This is a genomic window from Dyella sp. 2RAB6, assembly GCF_052115385.1.
In the GTDB taxonomy this organism is placed as follows: Bacteria; Pseudomonadota; Gammaproteobacteria; order Xanthomonadales; family Rhodanobacteraceae; genus Dyella_D.
In genome coordinates this window covers 449,158-470,091 of record NZ_JBFRGP010000001.1, presented here as the reverse complement: position 1 = coordinate 470,091, position 20,934 = coordinate 449,158, and the positions used below count along the sequence as shown (strand labels likewise).

The following is a 20,934-nucleotide window of genomic DNA, read 5'->3' as shown; positions in this document are numbered from 1 at the left end:
TGCGGTCGGTGGGAAGCTCCCGATTCTAGCGGGGCGGCTCGGCCGGGGTCATGACGAGGTGCAGCAGATGGCCCACCGGTCGCCGTAGGTTGGGGTGAGCCGCAGGCGAACCCCAACGGTGCGCGGTGTCGGGGTTCGCCTGCGGCTCACCCCAACCTACGCCGGGCTTTGGCTGTCATTGCGCATGCAAGCCATGGGACCATGGCCCCTTCCCCCGCCGCCTTCCCCCATCCCCATGCTCAAAGGCGTCCTCCTGGGCTTCGCCTGCTACGCGGCCTACGCGATCAGCGATGCCTTCGTGAAATCCCTGCACGGCACCCTGCCGGCCTACGAGGCGGTGTTTTTCGGCGCCGTGCTGATGCTCAGTGCCCTGCCCTTTATCCGGCGGCCGGAGGATCGCTGGATCGAGGTGTTCCAGGCGCGCAAGCCGGTGCTGTGGTGGATCCGGGCGATTTCCGGCTCGATCTGCAATATCGCCGCGGTGATCGCTTTTACCGCGCTGCCGATGGCCGAGGCCTTCGCGCTGATTTTCCTGCTGCCGATCTTCGTGACCGTGCTGTCGGTGCTGTTCCTGAAGGAGCACGTCGGCTGGCGGCGCTGGTCGGCGGTGCTGGCCGGCTTCCTGGGCGTGCTGGTGGTGCTGCGGCCGGGGTTCCGCGCGCTCGGCGTGGGGCATCTGGCGGCGATGACCTGCGGTTTGTCCGGCGCGGTGTCGGTGGTGGCGCTGCGCATGGCCGGCGCGCACGAGAAGCGTATCAGCCTGTATGGCGCCGGCGTGATCGGCCCGCTGCTGGCGGGCGGCCTGCTGATGCTGCCGGATTTCGTCTGGCCCGATGCGCATCAATGGATGCTGCTGTCCGGCTACGGCCTGCTGGCCGGGCTGGCTGGAGTGCTGCTGATGCTGGCCACCCAGCATGCGCCCGCCAATCGCGTGGCGCCGACGCAGTACAGCCAGATGCTGTGGGCGATCGGCTTCGGCTACTGGCTGTTCGGCAACCGGCTGGACTGGCCGATGCTGTTCGGCATCGCGCTGATCCTGGGGTCGGGGTTGTTCACGCTGGTGCGCGAGGGGCGCGTCACACCTTGGTGGCGGCGGACCAAGCTGGTCTAAGCACGCTCAGCTGTTGCTGACCCCGTGCGGCACATGCCCCGCCGCCACGTATTTGCGCGCCGATTCGACGTTGGCCGGCGAATCGTCGAAAAAGATGTCCGCGCCGAACGCTTCCAGGAACGGCCCCTTGTCGCGCCCGCCGAGGAACAGCGCCTCGTCGATGCGCACGCCCCAGCGGCGCAGGGTCAGGATCACCCGCTTGTGCGCCGGCGCGGATCGCGCGGTGACCAGCGCCGTGCGGATCGGCGAGGTTTCCGCCGGAAACGCCGCCTGCAGGCGATGCACCGCGGTGAGAAATCCGCGGAAAGGGCCGACCGACAGCGACTCCTCCGCCCGCTCGCGCTCGTTGCGATGGAACGCCTCCAGCCCTTCCTCGCGCGACACCCGCTCGCCTTCGTCGCCGAACAGCACCGCGTCGCCGTCGAAGGCGATACGCAGCTGCTCGGTCGCCCGCGGCGGCGCCACCGACGGCAGGATGGTGGCGGCGGCCACACCAGCGACCAGCGCACGGCCCACATCTTCGGCATTGGCGGACAGGAACAGGTCGGTCTTGAACGGCGCGATGTAGTCGGAGGTCGGCGCACCGCTGGTGAATGCCGCGCGGCTGATATCCAGGCCGTAGTGCTGGATCGCATTGAAGATGCGCAGACCCGTGTCGCCGGAGTTGCGCGACAGCAGGATCACTTCCACCGGCGGCACGTCGCCGCCCAGCTTGTTGAGGCCCAGCAGTTTCTGCACCAGCGGGAAGGCCACGCCGGGCTTGAGGATCTCGTTCTCGTGGTCGATCTGGAACGCGCGATACGCATCCAGGCCATCGCGCTCGAACAGTTCATGGCTGTCGCCGAGGTCGAACAGTGCGCGCGAGGAAATCGCCACCACGAGGCGGTTGTCGCTGGCGGCGGCAGGGTCGTGGGCGATGGGATGCTTGGTGGTCATGGCGAGGCCGTACGGACGAATAAACCAATCTAGCAAACCCGCCGCGCTTTAGTCCGGCGCGAACTGCTCGTCGAGGATGCGCTGTTCCAGATTGTGCTCCGGATCGAACAGCAGGCGCACGCCCGGCCCCGCCGACTGCTTCACCGTCACCTCGCGCACGTCGCGCACTTCGTGGAAGTCCGCGGTGGCGCTGACCGGCCGCTTGTTCGGATCGAGCACGCGCAGGCTGACCTGGGTGCGATGCGGCAGGATCGCGCCACGCCAGCGGCGCGGGCGGAACGGGCTGATCGGGGTGAGCGCCAGCACGTTGGCGTCCAGCGGCAGGATCGGGCCATGTGCGGAAAGGTTGTACGCGGTGGAACCGGCCGGCGTGGAAACCAGGATGCCGTCGCACACCAGTGTGTCCAGCTTCACCGTTTCGTTGAGCTTGATTTCCAGATGCGCGGCCTGGTTGCTCTGGCGCAGCAGCGACACTTCATTGAAGGCCAGCGCATGGTGCGTCTTGCCCTTGGCGCAGGTGACGTCCATCTCCAGCGGATACAGCAGCGCAGCGTGCGCCCGCTCGATGCGCCCGGGCAGATCGTCCAGGCGATGCTTGTTCATCAGGAAGCCGACGCGGCCGAGCTTCATGCCGTAGACCGGGATGGCCAGCGGCAGATGCGCATGCAGCGTGCGCAGCATGAAGCCATCACCCCCTAAAGCCACGATCGCCTGCGCCTGTTCCGGCGGCACTTCACCGTAACGCTCCACCAGTTTGCGGCGAGCCTGCTGGGCAACCGAGGTTTCGCTGGCGACGAAGGCGTAGGCCATGGGGGCTTAGGTGGCGGTGGGTGGGCGGTCAGTTGAGCGTAGATGGGCGGTGGGTGCAAGGGTTGGCTCGACGGGGTGGCGAGCTACCCATCACATGACGTCTACCCCCACATCAGGCGCCATGCCCAATCAGCGCCATAAGAGAAAGTCGTGCTGATTTTGCCACTCCTGGCATTTTCCAGTTCATCCCCCTCCGCCCGCTTCCTACGATGCACCACCCTCCCCGCACAGCGGGCGTGCGTGAGGTTCGTTCGATACCAATTATCGCCAAGTCGAGCGGTAAGTCTTGGTGCGTGCACGCACATTCAAATCTAGTGGAGATGTTTTAAGTGAATACGATTTACAAGATTGTCCGCAACGCGGCTACCGGCAAATGGGTAGTGGCGTCGGAGTTAGCCAAGGGTCGCAAGAAGGCCACTGCGATCGCCGTCGTGGTATTTCTCGCGGGAGGATTTGCGACCACAGTTTCCGCCGGGTCGATCTATGTAAATGACGGCACCGACGGAACATGCAGGAGCTTCAAGGATGGAGGAAAAAGCGATGACACTGACGACGCTTTAACGGTCACGCAAGCCATATGCAACATCACCAGTATCGCAGGATTGAGCTCGGCGGCGACCGGCACCTTGGTGATCAATAGCAACGGGACTTACCTCAAGGGCGATTTTTCTATTGATGGCGCGTTTGATCTGAACTCGCACAAGGTCACCTCACTTTTGGCTGGCACAGCCTCCACCGACGCTGCGAATCTCGGCCAGCTTTCCCCTTCGGTAAACGCCCTCGGCGGCGGCGCCAAGATCGACGCCACCACCGGCGCCGTGACCGGCCCCAGCTACGCCCTGACCAACGGCGGCACGCAGACCACGGTCGGCGGTGCGCTGAGCGGTCTGGATACGGCCATCACCACGGCCAACACCAACATTTCCACCAACAAGACCAGCATCACCTCGTTGCAGGGCCTGGTCAGCCAGGATGCGACCACCAAGAAGATCAGTATCGGCTCGGCGCTCGACGGCGACACCGTGGACTTCTCCGGCAAGAAGGGTGGCGCCACGCAGTCGCGCAAGCTCACCGGCCTCAGCGATGGCGAGCTGTCCGGCACCAGCAAGGACGCCGTGACCGGCGCCCAGCTCTACGCCACCAACCAGAACATCACCACCAACGCCACCAACATCACCACCCTGCAGAGCCAGATCAACAACGGCTCGGTCGGCCTGGTGCAGCAGGACGCCACCACCAAGAAGATCAGCGTGGCCTCCGAGGTCGAAGGCGACACCGTCGATTTCTCCGGCAAGAAGGACGGCAAGGCGCAGTCGCGCAAGCTCACCGGCCTCAGCAAGGGCGAGCTGTCCAGCACCAGCACGGATGCGGTGACCGGCGCGCAGCTGTACGCCACCAACGAGAACGTGGCCACCAATACCAAGGACATCGCCACCAACACCGGCAACATCAGCTCGCTGCAGACCCAGCTCAACGACGGCACCATCGGCCTGGTCAAGCAGGACGCCACCACCAACGCCATCACCGTGGGCGGCGCCAGCGGCGGCGGCAGCATCAACTTCGCCGGTACCGGCGGCAACCGCGTGCTGAGCGGCATCGCTAACGGTTCGGCGGATAGCGATGCGGTGACCATCGCGCAGCTGAAGGCGGCCGGCCTGATCAGCCCGACCGGCAATCCGCTGCTGTCGCTGGTCTACGACGACCTGACCATGGGCAGCGCCACGCTGGGCGGCAGCAAGGGCACGGTGATCCATAACCTGGGCAGTGGTGCGGTAGCGCACGGCAGCATGGATGCGGTGAACGGCGGCCAGCTGTTCGACATGCAGCAGGACATCACCAACCAGATCAACTCGCTCAACGGCCAGGTCGGCGCGCTGACCAACCAGGTGAACAACATCAACCAGGGCCTCAATGACGGCTCGCTGGGCGGCGCCGGCGGCAGCGGCAGCGGCGTCAACAGCACCGTGCTGGGCGAAGGCTCCAACGCCTCCGGCATCGGCAGCACGGCCGTGGGCGAGAACGCCAACGCGAGCGCCGACGGCAGCACCGCCACCGGTGCCAACTCGGTCGCCTCGGGCAACAACAGCACCGCCAACGGCAGCGGCGCCCAGGCACTGGGCACCAACAGCACCGCCACCGGCTCCCACGCCATCGCTTCGGGCGAAGGCTCGACCGCCAACGGCGCCAACGCGGCGGCCAACGGCGCCAACAGCACGGCGATCGGTTCCGGTGCGACGGCCAACGCCAACAACTCGGTCGCGCTGGGCGCCAACTCGACCGCCGACCGCGACAACACCGTGTCGGTGGGTTCGGTCGGCGGCGAGCGCCAGATCACCAACGTGGCGGCCGGTACCCAGGCCACCGATGCGGCCAATTGGGGCCAGGTGCAGGACGCGGTGCATGGCGTGCAGGACTGGGCGAACCGCAGGTTCGAACAGGTCGACAGCCGCATCGATCGGATGGGTGCGATGGGCGCGGCCTATTCGCAGATGGCGTTCAGCGCGAACGGCGTGAATACGCCCAACCGCGTCGGCGTCGGCGTCGGCATGCAGGGTGGCCACTCGGCCGTGGCGCTGGGTGTTTCGCACCAGTTCTCGCCGAACTTCAACGTGTCGTTCGGCGGTTCGTCGTCCGGCAAGGAGACGTCGGTGGGCGCGGGTATGGCGTTCGGCTGGTAAGCAGTAAGCGAGCGGTAGTTCCTTCGGCCGGCATCTGCGGATGCCGGCCTTTTTTATGCCAGGCAAGCTGGAAGACGAAGGCGCCCAAGGCGCCTTTCTTTTTGCGTGCCGCATTCAACAGCTACCCATTTATCCCCTTCCCGGTACGAACCCGACCGCTTCTGCAAAGGCCGCGATCGGCATCACCTCCTCGCATGCGCGCCCTGGTCACCATGGCCACGCTGCTGCCGACTGGGCAGGGGACATGCCACTCGCGCGGGGCAAGGCGCGATGGATGCGGCAAACATGGCCAGCGGCAGCAGCCCTCGACGACGAACAACGCATCACTGCGGCTTCCCTGAAGTCGCGGCGATGCGCTGCACGCCATTTTTCCGAGCACGGTTGACCTACTCACAAGATATCGCCCATGAGCCATAGCCATCCCATCCGCATCAACCCCATCCGCATCGACCAGCACTCCAAAGCACAGACGCGTTCCGACGCCCATCCCGACCACCTCGCCACCCTGTGCCGAACGAAGAACAGCGACTTGTTCGCCCTGGGCTTCGGCGCACTCGCGCTATGGGTTTCGACCCAGGCCACGGCCAACGTCATCGAGGTCTGCGACGGCAACACCGCGACCACCATCACCGCCGGCTCCACCGCAAAAGTGGGCAAATGCAACGACAACGGACAAAACAGCACGACCTTCCTCCTCGCCAGCAACGGTGACGGCGTCGCCGTACACGGCCACAGCAACGGCACGCTGACGCTGCGCGGCAATAACGGCGTGAGCATCCGCGGCAACACCTCGCTCAACGGCCACCGCATCACCAGCCTCGCCGCCGGCAGCGCCGATGCCGACGCGGTGAATGTCGGCCAGCTTCGCCCCTTGCAGAACTCGCTGCAGCGAGTGGATGGCGCGCTGGGCACGCTGGACCGGGGCCTGAGCGCGGCGAACGGCAACATCAGCAACCTGAGCAGCGGCCTCGACACGGCAAAGAACCACATCACCGATATCAACACCCACCTCGATACCGCCAAGGGCAAGATCGCCACGCTCAGCACCGGCGTCGACACCGCTCATAGCAGCATCACGCAGCTGCATACCGGCCTGGGCACCGCCAACGCCAACCTGACCCGCCTTATCGGCAACCTCGACAACGGCTCGGCCGGCCTCGTGCGCCAGGCCGGCAAGGGCGACGCCATCGACTTCGCCCGGCACCTGGACAGCGGCAGGGTGAATTTCGCCGGCGGCATCAATGGCAAGGCCGCGGATCGCGTGCTGGCCGGCGTCGCCGCCGGCGCAGCCGACAACGACGCGGTGAACATGAAGCAGCTCAAGCACATCGCTGGTGCGCTCGGTGGCGGCGCCGTCGTCAATGCCGCCGGCGACATCGTCCAGCCGACCTACAACATCCAGGGACAGAACCGCACCGGCGTGGACGGTGCGTTGAGCGCTCTCGACGGCGGCCTGGATACGGCCAACGCGCAGATCGCCCGGCTCGACAGCAGCCTAGGCAATGGCTCCGCGGGCCTGCTGCGGCAGAACGGCAAGGGCGAAGACGTCACCCTTGCCAAGGAGCTGGACGGCAACAAGTTGAATATCGCCGGCACGTTCGACGAACCGACTATGGGCGGCGGCACCGCGAAGCAGATCAAGGATCGCGGCCTGACCGGCCTCGCCGCCGGCAAGGCCGACAACGACGCGGTGAATCTCGGGCAGCTGAAGGAGACCGGCCTGTTCGACAACGCCGGCGGTGCACGGCATGCGGTGACCTACGACAGCGCCAGCAAGTCCATGGTCACGTTCGGCGGCGTCGGCGGCACGGTGCTGGCCAATGTCGCTCCCGGCCAGGTCGCCGCGGACAGCAGGCAGGCGATCAACGGCGGCCAGTTGCATGCGCTGCGCGAGGATCTGCACGGCCGGCTTCATGGCCTGGACGGACGCGTCGGCAAGCTGGAAACGCCTGCTGACGGCGACGGCGATCACAGCGGCACGCCTGGGATCAGCCTGGCCGATTCCGCCGACCAAACCGCATCCGACGGCCTGCTTCATGCCCCTCACGACAGCATCGCCATCAGCGACCGTGTTCCGGCTCATGGCAGCGACGCATCGACGGGTTCGGCCACGCATCCACGCCAGATCACCCACGTGGCCGCCGGCACCCAGCGCACCGACGCGGCCAACTGGGGCCAGGTGCAGGACGCCGTCGATGACGTGCGGCACTGGGCGCAGCGCCGCTTCGAACAGCTGGATCGCCGCGTCCAAAGCATCGGTGCAATGAGCGCCGCGATGGCGCAGATGGCCTTCAGCGCGCAGGGACTGGCGCAGGTCAACCGGGTGGCGGTGGGCGTGGGCCGGCAGGGCAACCGCTCCGCCGTGGCGCTGGGCTATTCGCACCAGTGGCAGCCGAACATGAACCTGTCGCTGGGCGGTGCGCTGAGCGGCGACGATGCGTCGATGGGAGCCGGTTTCGCGCTGGGTTGGTGAGCCTGATTCACCAACAGCGTGTGAAAACAAAAAGGCCGGCACCCAAGGATGCCGGCCTTTCTTTTCCATGCTCCCGCGTCACCGCGGAAGCTTTCGCTACAGCTATCGCTTACCCATTCACCGGCACCGCGGCCAACTGCGCCAGGCGGCGTACCGCCACCGAGGCGATCGGATAATCCGCGTTCTGCGTAAGGATCTCCGCCAGCATGCTGCGCGTGTACTTCAGCGTCGCATCGTCGCGCTGCAGCCATGCCTGCACCGGCGAGCTGCCCTTGGCCTGGCCGGCCAAAGCCAGCACCTGCAGCGCCAGCGCGCGATGCTGGTGGTTCAGCTCATCCAGCAGCGAACCGCGCGCCTGCGCATGCCAGTGGCCTTCCACCGGCAGCGCTTCAATCTGGCTGCGCAGCCATTCCAGGTCCAGCGCCTCGCCCAGCTCGTAGAACACGCCGGCCACCTTGTCGATCGGCTGGCCGCTCTGCTGCGCCACTTCGACCATGTCCAGCATGGCGCGCAGCTCGGGGATGCGGGCCAGACGCACGGAAAGACCAGTCGGCAGGCCCAGGCCTTCCCACTTCTCCTGGCTGGTGCCGAAATCGGCCTTGCCGGTGGGGGTGAGCGTCTCGGGCACGGCTTCGTACAGCGCCGCGACGCCGGCCTGGTAGCGATCGACGTTGGCGGCGATTTCCAGCGTGCCGCCCGGACGGCTGAGCAGCCAGCGGGTGAGATGACGCAGCAGCGACCAGATCTGCATGATCGCGTCGAGCTGGGTCTCCTCGTCCACCTTGCTGTCCAGCGCCTCGATCTCTGCCCACAGGTCGCGCGCGCCCAGGATCTCGCGGGCGGCGGTATAGGCCTTGGCGATCGCCGCCGGGCCCTGCCCCGTGTCTTCCTGCATGCGCATCATGAAGGTGGCGCCCATGCGGTTGATGGTCGAGTTGGTCACCGCGGTGGCGATGATCTCGCGCTTCAGGCGATGGCGCTGCATGTGCTCGGCGTACTTCTCGTGCAGCGGCTCGGGGAAGTAGCGCACCAGCTCCTTGGAGAGGTACGGGTCTTCCGGCACGTCCGAATCGAGCAGCTGCTGGAACAGCTTGATCTTGTCGTACGACAGCAGCACCGACAGCTCCGGCCGCGTCATGCCCTGGCCGCGCGCCTTGCGCTCGGTCAGCTCCGCTTCGCTGGGCAGGTATTCGACCTGGCGGTCGAGCAGACCCTCGCCTTCGAGGGTGCGGATGAAGTGCGCCATCGAACCCAGGCGGCGGCCCGACTGGCGCTCCATCAGGGTGATCGCCTGGTTCTGGCGATAGTTGTCCCACAGCACCAGCTGGCCGACTTCGTCGGTCATCGAGGCCAGCTGCTGGTTGCGCGCGGCGGTATCGAGCTCGCCACGCTGTACGGCGTCGTCGAGCAGGATCTTGATGTTCACCTCGTGATCGGAGGTGTCCACGCCGGCGGAGTTGTCGATGAAGTCGGTGTTGAGCAGCACGCCGTGCTGCGCGGCCTCGATGCGGCCTTTCTGGGTGCAGCCCAGGTTGCCGCCCTCGCCCACCACCTTGCAGCGCAGCTCCGCGCCGTTGACGCGCAGCCCGTTGTTGGCGCGGTCGCCCGCGTCGGCGTGGCTCTCGCTGGCCGCCTTCACGTAGGTGCCGATGCCGCCGTTCCACAGCAGGTCCACCGGCGCCTTGAGAATGGCGTTGAGCAGTTCGTTCGGCGCCAGCTGGGTGACGTCGCCCTTGATGCCCAGCGCGGCGCGCACCTCCGGCGACACGGGGATCGCCTTCAGCGTGCGCGGATAGATGCCGCCACCGGCAGAGATCAGCGACTTGTCGTAATCCTCCCAGCTCGAACGCGGCAGCTTGAACATGCGCTCGCGCTCGACGAAGGAACGCTCGGGGTCCGGCTGCGGGTCGAGGAAGATATGCCGGTGATCGAACGCGGCCAGCAGGCGGATATGCCGCGACAGCAGCATGCCGTTGCCGAACACGTCGCCGGACATGTCGCCGATGCCCACGCAGCTGAAGTCCTGCGTCTGGCTGTCGCGGCCCAGCGCACGGAAATGGCGCTTGACCGATTCCCACGCGCCCTTGGCGGTGATGCCCATGCCCTTGTGGTCGTAGCCGTTGGAGCCACCCGACGCGAATGCATCGCCCAGCCAGAAGCCGTGCTCCAGCGAGATGGCATTGGCGATGTCGGAGAACGTCGCCGTGCCCTTGTCGGCGGCCACCACCAGGTAGGGATCGTCGAGGTCGTGGCGCACTACGTCGTGCGGCGGCACCACCTTGCCTTCGACCAGGTTGTCGGTGATGTCGAGCAGGCCGTTGATGAACATGCGGTAGCAGGCGATGCCTTCGGCGAGCTGCGCGTCGCGGTCGCCACTGCTGCCCGTTAGCTGGGGCGGCCGCTTCACCACGAAGCCACCCTTCGAACCCACCGGCACGATCACCGTGTTCTTCACCATCTGCGCCTTGACCAGGCCCAGCACCTCGGTGCGGAAATCCTCACGGCGGTCGGACCAGCGCAGGCCGCCGCGCGCCACCGCGCCGAAGCGCAGGTGGATGCCTTCCACCCGCGGCGCCGACACGAAGATCTCGCGGTACGGCACCGGCTTGGGCAGGTCGGGCACGCGGTGCGAATCGAACTTGAAGCTGATGTAGCCGCGGTACGCACCTTCCCACTGCTGGAAGAAGCTGGTGCGCAAGGTGCCGCGGATCAGCGCCACGAAGCTGCGCAGGATGCGGTCGTCGTCGAGGCTGGAGACGTTCTCCAGCAGCACGCCGATGGTCTCCTCGATGACCTTGAGCTGCTCGGCGCGCGGCTGCTCCAGTGCGGCCACCAGGCCGTCGATCAGGGCCGGATGCGCGTGGCGCACGCTTTCCGGAATCAGCGTCTGCATCTCGCCGGCCAGCGCGGCGCGCGCGTTCTTCAGTTCCACCGCGCCGAGTACTTCGCGGCGCGGGTCGAACTTGGCCAGGAACAGCTCCACCAGCAGGCCGGCGATGGCCGGATAGCGGTTGAAGGCGTCTTCCATGTAGTTCTGCGAGAACGCCACGCCGGTCTGCAGCAGGTATTTGCAGTAGCCGCGCAGCATGGCGACCTGGCGCCAGCTCAGCTTGGCGCCGAGCACCAGGCGGTTGAAGCCGTCGTTCTCGGCATTGACTCGCCAGATCTGCTCGAACGCGTCCTCGAACAGCGTGCCGACCTGCTCCACCGAGAACGTGAGGTTGCCGACCGGCTGCACCTCGAAGTCCTGGATGAACAGCGGCGTGCCGCCGGTCTTGACGTCGTACACGTGCTCGGTGAGCACGCGCAGGCCGAGGTTTTCCAGCTGCGGCAGCACTTCGGACAGGGCGATGTCGGCGCCGCTGCGGTAGACCTTGAAACGCAGTTCTTCCGGACGCTGTTCCGGGTGATAGAACGACATGCGCACCGCGTCGTCGCCCTTCAGCAGGGCGAGCTGGCGCACGTCCTCGGCGGCGGCGGCGGGCAGCACGTCTTCCACGTAGCCGGCCGGCAGCGCCTTGCCGTAGCGGTTGGCCAGCACCACGCCGTCGTGATCGCCCATCAGCTTGACCAGGGCGTCGCGCAGGTCGTCGTGCCAGTTGCGCACGATCGCGGCGACGTTCTGCTCCAGCGCCGCGGCGTCGTAGTTCACGTGGTCGCCGATCTTCGGGCGCACCACGATATGCAGGCGGGCCAGCGCAGCCTCGCCCATCAGCACCGAGGAATCGACCTGCTCGCCATGCAAAGCTTCGCGCAGCATGTTCTCGATGCGCTCGCGCACCGTGGTGTTGAAGCGCTCGCGCGGCACGAACACCAGGCAGGTGAAGAAGCGGCCGTAGCGGTCGCGGCGCACGAACAGGCGCGTGCGTGCGCGCTGGCGCAGTTCCAGGATGCCGACGGCGTTGGCGTACAGCTCTTCCTCGTTGCTCTGGAACAGCTCGTCGCGCGGCAGCGTCTCCAGGATGTGGCGCAGCGACTTGCCCGAGTACGAATCGCGCTTCAGGCCCGAGCGGGCCATCACCGCCTCCACCCGCTGGCGCACCAGCGGCACGTCCTGCGGACGCGCCATATAGGCGTTGGAGGAGAACAGGCCGAGGAAACGCTGTTCGGCCACCGGCTTGCCGCTGGCGTCGAAGCGCAGCACGCCGACGTAATCCATGTGGCCCTGGCGATGCACGTGCGAGCGCGCATTGGTCTTGGTCAGGATGATCGCGTCGCTCGAGCCGGACTGCGGCAGTTCGCTGGCCACCATGCTGCGCAGCGAGCGCGGCGCCATCGAGCGCTCCTGCTTGTGCAGGATGCCGAGACCCGAACCTTCCACCGAGCGCAGCATTTCATCGCCGGCGGACTGGATGACTTCGTATTCGCGGTAGCCGAGAAAGGTGAAGTTGTCGTCGGCCAGCCAGCGCATGAACTCGACCGCTTCTTCCACCGAGTCGTGGTTCAGCGGCAACTGGCGCTTCGGCAGGTCGGCGGCGATGGCCAACGCCTGGTCGCGCATGCGGCTCCAGTCGTTGACCGAGACGCGCACGTCTTCCAGCGAGCCTTCGAGCTGCGCCTTGAGCTGGGCCATCTCGGCCTCGTCGGCGAGGCGGTCGATTTCGAAATGCATCACCGACTCGGGCGCACCATCGTCGGCGCCCAGGCGCTGCAGGCGGCCGGAGGCATCGCGCGTGGTCTTCACCACCGGATGGATCACCGCGTGGATCTGCAGGCGGGTGGACACGATCATGCTGACCGTGTCGACCAGGAAGGGCATGTCGTCGGTGACGATCTGCACCACGCTGCGGCCGGCGTGACCGGCTTCGGGGTTGAACACGCGCACCGAGGCGCGGCCGGGCTGGCGCTGCTGCGCGAACTCGAGCAGGCCGGCGAGCAACGCCGCCCATTCGCTTGCGGTGTGCAGTGCGAGGTCGCCGGCGGCGACGCGCGCGAAGAAAGCGCTGATAAAAAATTGCGCCTCATCAAGGCGCTGGGTGGGGAAACCGGTTTTTTTCAGTTCGTCCAGAACTTCAGCTTGGATAACTTCAGCCTGGATCGATGTTTCGCTGGCCGCACGAATTGCGTTCATGGCATCTATGTTGGCAGTGACGGAGATGGGGCAGAAAATCCGCGAAAGAATACGCTCGCACCACCGCGATAGCCACCTGCATTGCGGCAATCACTTCAGCTCGCGGTTCGGCAAACGATCGTTTCGCATGCGCGCGTGCTTCGGCCGAATGCTGCGCGCTGCGTGTGGATGTGCGTGGCGCGTGGATCGGCGCGATGCGGGTGCGGTATCGCGGACGAATGCGTCGGGACGGTGCGGTGAAGTCATGTCGCTGCACGGGCACGACATCGCCCGCATCCATCGCTGCGTTGCAGCATGCGAAGCCCGGTCCGGACCCCGTCGACCCGGGTAGAAAGAAAGAATCGTTGCGGGAACGCAGCGGCGGCCGCGGCACTGGCGCGTGCAGACCCAAGAATCTGTCTGAGGGATCATTCTCTACGGATGACTACTCAGACCATGCGCCCCCGCATGGTCCCTGTCACAGCCCGTCACACCCCCTTCGCGGCGAAAACACGAAGAATTCAGGGCTAGACCATTGGTCAAAGCAAATTGTAAACTGACCGGTATAGTCAAGCCCGCTGCCTGTCCGGAGCACCGCATGCGCTGTTCACAAGCGCCGCCCCGTCGCCATCCGGACGAGCGGCACTAGGCAGGCATGCTGCGCCACGGAAAGCTACGGGCCTGATGGCCGATCCGGGGATCGGCGCGACCCGCACACCCGATACCTATAAATGGAGTCCCCATGAAGTCCTCGTCATTGCGCACACCACTGCTGTGCCTTGGCCTGCTGGCGCTGGCCGCCTGTGGTGGCAAGAAGGAACAAGGCCCGCCGCAGATGCCGACCCCTGAGGTCGGTGTAGTCAAGGCCCAGCCGGTTTCGGCCCCGCTCAACAAGGACCTGGTGGGACGCCTTTCGGCTTTCCGCAGCGCCGACGTGCGCGCCCGCGTGGCCGGCGTGCTGTTGAAGCGCGTCTACGAAGAAGGCACCGACGTGAAGAAGGGCCAGGTGCTGTTCGAGATCGATCCGTCGGTCTACCAGGCCAACCTGAACTCGGCCCAGGCCAACCTCGTCTCGGCCCAGGCCACTTATGCCAACGCCCACAAGGCGGCCGAGCGCACCCGCCAGCTGCGTCCGCAGGGCTATGTGTCGCAGTCCGACCTGGATAACGCCGAGGCCAACGAGCGCAGCTCGGCCGCCGCGGTGAAGCAGTCCCAGGCCGCGGTGGAAAGCTCGCGCATCAGCCTCGGCTTCACCCGCGTCACCGCGCCGATCGATGGCCGCGCCGGCCAGCAGCAGGTCACCGAAGGCGCCATCGTGGGCAACGGCAACGCCGATGCCGGAGCCAGCTCGACCCTGCTGACCACGGTCGACCAGCTCGATCCGCTGTACGTCAACTTCACCGTCGGCGCCGCCGACCTGGACCGCCTGCGCCGCGCCCAGAGCGCCGGCCACGTGAGCCTGTCCGACCCGACCAAGACCACGGTGGACGTGATCCTGCCCGACGGCAGCAAGTACGAGCAGCAGGGCCAGCTCGACTTCTCCGGCGCCACGGTCGACCCGACCACCGGCACGGTCAACCTGCGCGCGCAGCTCGCCAACGCGGACAAGCGCCTGCTGCCCGGCACCTACGTCACCATCAAGGCGAACCTGGGCCAGCAGAACAACGTGTTCCTGGTGCCGCAGCAGGGCGTGGCGCGCGACGTCGCCGGCGCCTACGTGCTGGTGGTGAACGAGGAGGGCAAGGTCCAGCGCAAGGACATCACCGCCAACGACCTGAGCAACGGCAACTGGATCGTCACCGGCGGCCTCGCCACCGGCGACCAGGTGATCGTGTCGGGCCTCCAGTCCGTCCAGCCGGGCGCCCCCGCCAAGGCCTCGCCGTGGCAGCCGGGCAAGGACGCCGGTCCGCCGAATGGCGCGCCGGGCGGCCAGCCCGCGGCCGGCAAGCACTGACGGGAGTCGACCGACATGCCCAGTTTTTTCATTGACCGCCCGATTTTCGCGTGGGTGGTAGCGATCCTCATCACCATGGTCGGCACGATTGCGATGCTGAACATGGGTATCGAGTCCTACCCCAACATCGCACCGCCGCAGGTGGTGGTGAACGCGACCTTCCCCGGCGCCAACGCCGACACGGTGGAGAAGAACGTCACCCAGGTGATTGAGCAGCAGCTCACCGGCATCGACCACCTGCTGTACTTCTCCTCGTCCTCCAACTCCAACGGCTCCGCTTCGATCACCCTCACCTTCGAGACCGGCACCAACGCCGACATCGCCCAGGTGCAGGTGCAGAACAAGGTCTCGCTGGCCCAGCCGCGCCTGCCCACCGCCGTCACCCAGCAGGGTGTGGTGGTGGCCAAGAGCAATCCTGACTTCCTGATGTTCGTGTCGCTGGTCTCCACGAACCCGGATATCGACGGCAACCGCCTGGCCGACATCATCGCCTCGCAGGTGGCCGACCAGGTCGGCCGCATTCCCGGCGTGGGCAGCACCCGCCTGATCGGTGCCGAGTACGCGGTGCGCATCTGGCTGAACCCGGACAAGCTGCAGGGCTATGGCCTCTCCGCCAGCGCCGTGCGCGACGCCGTGTCCGGCCAGAACGTGCAGTTCGCCGCCGGTTCGCTCGGCGCCGATCCGGCCCCGGCCGACCAGGGCTTCACCGCCACGGTGTCGGCGGAAGGACGCTTCTCCTCGCCGGAGGAGTTCGGCAACATCATCCTGCGCGCCAATGGCGACGGCACGGTGGTGCGCCTGAGCGACGTGGCCCGCGTGTCGTTCGGTCCGCAGACCTATGGCCTGACCTCCACCTGGAACGGCCAGCCGGTGGGCGGCCTCGGCGTGCAGCTGCTGCCGGGCGCGAACGCGCTCGACGTGGCCACCGCCGTGCGCGCCAAGATGGACGAGCTGTCCAGGGACTTCCCGCAGGGCGTCACCTGGTTCGCGCCGTACGACACCACCCCGTTCGTGACGGTGTCGATCAACGAAGTGGTGCACACCCTGATCGAGGCGATCATCCTCGTCTTCCTGGTGATGCTGATCTTCCTGCAGAACATCCGCGCCACCATCATCCCCACCCTGGTGATCCCGGTCGCGCTGCTGGGCACCTTCATCGGCCTGATCGGGCTGGGCTTCACCATCAACCAGCTGACCTTGTTCGGCATGGTGCTGGCGATCGGCATCGTGGTGGACGACGCGATCGTGGTGATCGAGAACGTCGAACGCATCATGACCGAGGAGCACCTCCCGCCGAAGGAGGCCACCCGCAAGGCGATGGGCCAGATCACCGGCGCGGTGGTGGCGATCACCGTGGTGCTGGCGGCGGTGTTCGTGCCGTCCGCGCTGCAGGCCGGCGCCTCGGGCGTGATCTACAAGCAGTTCGCGCTGACCATCGCGGTGTCGATGGGCTTCTCGGCCTTCCTCGCGCTGTCGTTCACCCCAGCGCTGTGCGCCACCATGCTGAAGCCGACCCACGACCAGAAGAAGAACGTCGTGTACCGCGGCTTCAACAAGATGTTCGACAAGGTCACCCACACCTACAGCGGCCATATCTCCAGCGCCGCGCGGCATGCGCCGCGGTGGATGATCGTGTTCGCGCTGATCACCGCGCTGGCCGGCTTCCTGTACACCAAGCTGCCCACCAGCTTCGTGCCCAGCGAAGACCAGGGCTTCGCGCTGGCCATCGTCAACCTGCCGCCGGGCGCCACCCTCAAGCGCTCCGAGCAGGTGATGGCGGAGATGCGCGAACGCATCAAGAACAGCCCGCTGAACGACTCCATCGTCGGCATGTACCAGATCAGCGGCTTCAGCTTCGTCGGCCAGAGCGAAAGCGCCGGCATGGCCTTCATCAAGCTCAAGGACTGGAGCGAACGCAAGATCACCGCCGATGAGCTGATCACGCAGGCCAACGGCGTGCTGCACGGCATCCGCGACGCGCAGATCTTCGTGGTGAACCTGCCGACCATCCGCGGCCTCAGCCAGTTCGGCGGCATCGACATGTACCTGCAGGCACGTGCCGGCCAGACGCATGGCGAGCTGATGCAGTCGATGGGCATGGTGCTGGGCAAGTCGCAGGGCAACCCGGCGCTGCTGGGCACCCGTCCGAACTCGCTGCCCGACGCTCCGCTGTGGAACCTCAAGGTGGACCGCGTGCAGGCCGAGTCGATGGGCCTGTCGGTCAGCGACGTGTACACCGCGATCCAGCTCACCCTGGCGCCGATCTACGTCAACGACTTCGTCTACGGTGGCCGCGTCAAGCGCGTCTACATGCAGGCGGACCAGCCGTTCCGCATGGGTCCGGATGCGTTGAACCACGTGTTCACGCCCAGCGCGCTGAACACGGCCAGCAGCGGCACCGCGCGTTCGACCACCAACCCCTACAACATGATCCCGATCTCCAGCGTGGTGCGTACCAACTGGGGTACCGGCTCGCCGGCACTGACCCGCTACAACGGCTACGCCGCCGTTGAAATCGTGGCCAGCGAAGGCAAGGGCTACTCCACCGGCCAGGCCATGGCGGCGCTGCAGAACATCGTCGACAAGGACCTGCCCAAGGGCTTCGGCGCCGACTGGACCGGCCAGTCCTACCAGGAAATCCTGGCGGGCAACTCGGCCACCCTGCTGCTGGTGCTGTCGATCGTGATCGTGTTCCTGTGCCTTGCGGCGCTGTACGAAAGCTGGTCGATCCCGGTGGCGGTGCTGCTGGTGGTGCCGCTGGGCCTGCTCGGCACGGTGGTGTTCTCCATGCTGCGCAGCCTGCCGAACGACATGTACTTCAAGATCGGCATGATCACGGTGATTGGTCTGGCGGCGAAGAACGCGATCCTGATCGTGGAATTCGCGGTGGAACAACAGCAGCAGGGCAAGTCGCTGTTCGACGCGGTGGTCACCGCTTCGCGCCTGCGACTGCGCCCGATCCTGATGACCTCGATGGCCTTCATCCTGGGCGTGTTCCCGCTGGCGATCTCCACCGGCGCGGGTGCCAACTCCCGCCATGCGATCGGCACGGGCGTGATCGGCGGCATGCTGTTCGCCACCTTCCTCGGCCTGCTGCTGATCCCGGTGTTCTACGTGGTGGTACGCCGCGCGCTGGGTGACAAGCTGGACGAGTCCTCGCACAAGGTGCGCCAGGCCCACGGCGGCGACGCGCCCCCGGCGCACTGACCGCCCCAGTCCATGCAACAAGCGAAAGCCCCGGTCATGCCGGGGCTTTTGCTTTCCGGGCGCTACCAACGCCAGCGGAGTTGCGGCGGGTCGATAAAGCGGGGAAGCGGTTGCGCGACGGTAGGCGAAGGATCGAACGAAATCCTGCCGAGACAGCCCTTGCGCGGCCCCTCGAAATAGAACGTATAGGTGATTTCGCCCCACAACCCGTAACGCGAGAAACTCGCCGGGCCGGTCATGTGGTGGCCAGTCGGCGCGTCGGTCATGACGATGTCCGGATAACGGTCCGTCAGATCCCGCATGCGTATGCAGACGCCGGCAAGATCCAGGTTTGCTCCTTCGACGCCGCGATGTTCGTCGACCAGCAGCCGGGATGCCGTGACGGACATCGGCCCGCTGAAAAGGGCCGAGCCCGTACTCCGATAGACCTTCCCATCCGATGTAGATGCCGCAGCGCGGTCCTCCGCGATGCCCGTGGACGGCCAGATGGCGATGAGCTCATCGAAGCCAAGCGGAAGGGTCCGGGCCAGTTGATCCACGCGCTGCCAGAAGCTCTCGCCTATGCCCGCACGCGGGGTCGCGCGCGCGCCACGTTGGCCGTGGTGCTCGTCATACCAGGCACCAAGCATCTGGACGTAGGACTGGCCGCCACTCCCGGAGGCAATATTGGACTCGCAGAACATCATGCCCAGCGTGCCGACGTCGAGCGGCCGGCTTCTGGTCATAAGCTCGTAGTACGGCTCCCATGGCCTGGCGGCCACCAGACCGACATCCACTCCCCCTCCCCGCAAACCATCGCAAGCACGGATGGCGTCCCTTGCGGCGATGTTCTTGACCAGCGCATGCCCCTCGTCGAGGCATCGCTCTGCGATGAACTTTTGCCTGGACGAAAAGTTGAGCCTGGGTTTGTAGAACGCGTGCCCTATCTCATGCGACAACCCCGATGTCGCCGTCTCCGTGGCGGCAACGTCCTGGATGGTTATCTTGCCTGGCGTCTTCCCTTCAGGTCGTTCGACATAGCCTCGTGCAGGATCGCGGTGGAAGGTCCAGCGATTCCTAAGGAGATTCCGGATATCCGAATAGAGCATGGACGAAACATAAGCCAGCGTGTCGACGTCCTTACCAAGGCCGGTATCAAAGACTTCCGGATCGGGGTGCCATCTGTCTCGCGTACACGCGTAGTCGGCCAAAGCCAGCGGCGGAAAGCAGACGAGCGATATGGCGCCGAGAAACTTGCACAGCCCCATGCATTTCAAGTGTGTCCTCCCGGCTCCTTGTGGCAAGACATTCCCGCCGATGAGCACACGGGCGACTATTGCGCTCGATGGCAGCAGCTGCCATCGCCTGGAGTCCGAAAAGCACATCCCAGCGCTGCGAAAATATCGAGCCACTTTCCTCGTGGCTCAAAAAAAAGAGGTCCAAAAAATCGGACCTCTTTCTTCAACACCGGAATCCTCGCCTCAGCGCAGCCCGGTCTCGGCGCGCGCGATCACCAGGCGCTGGATCTCGCTGGTGCCTTCGTAGATCTCGGTGATCTTGGCGTCGCGGAAATAGCGCTCCAGCGGCATCTCCTTCGAATAGCCCATGCCGCCGTGGATCTGCACGGCCTGGTGGGCGATCCACATCGCCGCCTCGGAGGCGACCAGCTTGGCCACCGAAGCCTCGGTGCCGAAACGGCCGCCGTGCTTCTCGGTCTGGCCCTTGGTCCAGGCGGCGCGCAGGGTCAGCAAGGTAGCCGCGTCGAGCTTGCACTTCATGTCGGCGATCTTGGCCTGGGTCATCTGGAAGCTGCCGATCGGCTGGCCGAAGGCCTTGCGGTCGCGCGACCACTGCAGGGTGGCTTCGTAGGCAGCGCGGGCGATGCCGACCGACTGCGAGGCGATGCCGATGCGGCCGGCGTCCAGCACGCCCATGGCGATGGAGAAGCCCTTGCCCTCCTCGCCCAGCAGGTTTTCCTTCGGGCATACGTAGTCGCTGAATTCGATCTCGCAGGTGGCCGAGGCGCGGATGCCGAGCTTGGGTTCGGTCTTGCCGGCCACGAAGCCCGGCAGCTGCGTGTCGATGATGAAGGCCGACACACCCTTGGCGCCGATACCCGGCGTGGTGATGGCGAACAGCACGATGTAGCGCGCCACCGGACCGGAGGTGATCCAGCTCTTGTTGCCGTTGATCACCCAGTCGCCATCGGCATTCCTGGTGGCGCGGGTGTGCATGGCCGAGGCGTCGGAGCCGGACTGCGGCTCGGTCAGCGCATAGGCGCCGATCGCCTCGCCCTGGGCGATGGCGCGCACGTACTTCTGCTTCTGCTCCTCGTTGCCGTGCTTGAGGATGCCGTTGCAGAACAGCGAATTGTTCACCGACATCACGGTGGCGGTGGCCGCGTCGGCGGCGGCGATCTCGATCATCGCCAGCACGTAGGCGATCGGGTCCATGCCGGCGCCGCCGTACTCGTGCGGCACTTCGATGCCCATCAGGCCGAGCTGGCCCATCTCGCGGATGTTCTCCAGCGGGAACTCGCCCTTGGCGTCCAGCTCGGCGGCGACCGGCACGATCCGCTTCTGGGCGAAATCGCGGGCAATGGACTGAATCGAAAGCTGGTCTTCGGTAAAGCTGAAATCCATGGGGGGACTCCGGGGAGGGCAAGGTGGAAAAGCTAGCCCGCTATTTTAGCCGGCATGGGGAAAAGGCCCGTGTGCGCTGCAACAGAAGGCCGCC

11 protein-coding genes and 1 pseudogene are annotated in these 20,934 nt (G+C 66.1%); 7 read left to right on the top strand and 5 right to left on the bottom strand.

Annotated features, from left to right (window positions below; translation table 11 throughout):
- The first annotated feature begins 235 nt into the window (after positions 1–235).
- Positions 236–1,111, top strand: a complete 876-nt coding sequence (locus tag AB4083_RS02050) for a DMT family transporter (protein ID WP_441606091.1) — start codon at positions 236–238, stop codon at positions 1,109–1,111.
- A gap of 6 nt (positions 1,112–1,117) precedes the next feature.
- On the opposite strand, the gene AB4083_RS02045 is transcribed toward AB4083_RS02050, so the two are convergent.
- Positions 1,118–2,047 carry a 5'-nucleotidase gene (locus AB4083_RS02045; RefSeq protein WP_441606090.1) on the bottom strand — a complete coding sequence of 310 codons (930 nt, stop codon included), beginning with the start codon at positions 2,045–2,047 and terminating at the stop codon, positions 1,118–1,120.
- Between the two features lie 48 nt (positions 2,048–2,095).
- The gene (locus tag AB4083_RS02040) at positions 2,096–2,857 is read right to left on the bottom strand and encodes an NAD kinase (RefSeq protein ID WP_441606089.1); all 762 of its coding nucleotides are present in this window, start codon (positions 2,855–2,857) and stop codon (positions 2,096–2,098) included.
- 329 nt (positions 2,858–3,186) lie between these two features.
- Here AB4083_RS02040 and AB4083_RS02035 point away from each other — a divergent pair.
- The 4 genes and pseudogenes from AB4083_RS02035 to AB4083_RS02020 all read left to right on the top strand — a co-directional run.
- Positions 3,187–3,312 (top strand): annotated as a pseudogene (locus AB4083_RS02035) (ESPR domain-containing protein); the annotation flags it as partial.
- A 261-nt stretch (positions 3,313–3,573) separates the two neighbouring features.
- Positions 3,574–5,535: a YadA family autotransporter adhesin gene (locus AB4083_RS02030; RefSeq protein WP_441606463.1), complete on the top strand. Its 1,962-nt coding sequence runs from the start codon at positions 3,574–3,576 to the stop codon at positions 5,533–5,535.
- Positions 5,536–5,575: 40 nt separating this feature from the next.
- Positions 5,576–5,920: a hypothetical protein gene (locus tag AB4083_RS02025; RefSeq protein ID WP_441606088.1), complete on the top strand. Its 345-nt coding sequence runs from the start codon at positions 5,576–5,578 to the stop codon at positions 5,918–5,920.
- Positions 5,921–5,941: 21 nt separating this feature from the next.
- Positions 5,942–8,008 carry a YadA-like family protein gene (locus tag AB4083_RS02020; RefSeq protein ID WP_441606087.1) on the top strand — a complete coding sequence of 689 codons (2,067 nt, stop codon included), beginning with the start codon at positions 5,942–5,944 and terminating at the stop codon, positions 8,006–8,008.
- A 109-nt stretch (positions 8,009–8,117) separates the two neighbouring features.
- Here AB4083_RS02020 and AB4083_RS02015 read toward each other — a convergent pair whose 3' ends face one another.
- Positions 8,118–13,079 (bottom strand): NAD-glutamate dehydrogenase, encoded by a 4,962-nt coding sequence (locus AB4083_RS02015; protein WP_441606086.1) that lies wholly within the window; start codon positions 13,077–13,079, stop codon positions 8,118–8,120.
- Between the two features lie 721 nt (positions 13,080–13,800).
- On the opposite strand from AB4083_RS02015, the gene AB4083_RS02010 reads away from it, so the two are divergent.
- Both AB4083_RS02010 and AB4083_RS02005 read left to right on the top strand, forming a co-directional pair.
- Complete coding sequence (locus AB4083_RS02010) at positions 13,801–15,012, top strand: efflux RND transporter periplasmic adaptor subunit (protein ID WP_441606085.1); 1,212 nt, start codon at positions 13,801–13,803, stop codon at positions 15,010–15,012.
- Positions 15,013–15,027: 15 nt separating this feature from the next.
- The gene (locus AB4083_RS02005) at positions 15,028–18,219 is read left to right on the top strand and encodes an efflux RND transporter permease subunit (RefSeq protein WP_441606084.1); all 3,192 of its coding nucleotides are present in this window, start codon (positions 15,028–15,030) and stop codon (positions 18,217–18,219) included.
- Between the two features lie 62 nt (positions 18,220–18,281).
- On the opposite strand, the gene AB4083_RS02000 is transcribed toward AB4083_RS02005, so the two are convergent.
- Positions 18,282–19,466 carry a hypothetical protein gene (locus AB4083_RS02000; RefSeq protein ID WP_441606083.1) on the bottom strand — a complete coding sequence of 395 codons (1,185 nt, stop codon included), beginning with the start codon at positions 19,464–19,466 and terminating at the stop codon, positions 18,282–18,284.
- A gap of 213 nt (positions 19,467–19,679) precedes the next feature.
- The gene (locus tag AB4083_RS01995) at positions 19,680–20,840 is read right to left on the bottom strand and encodes an acyl-CoA dehydrogenase family protein (protein ID WP_441606082.1); all 1,161 of its coding nucleotides are present in this window, start codon (positions 20,838–20,840) and stop codon (positions 19,680–19,682) included.
- Between the last annotated feature and the right edge of the window lie 94 nt (positions 20,841–20,934).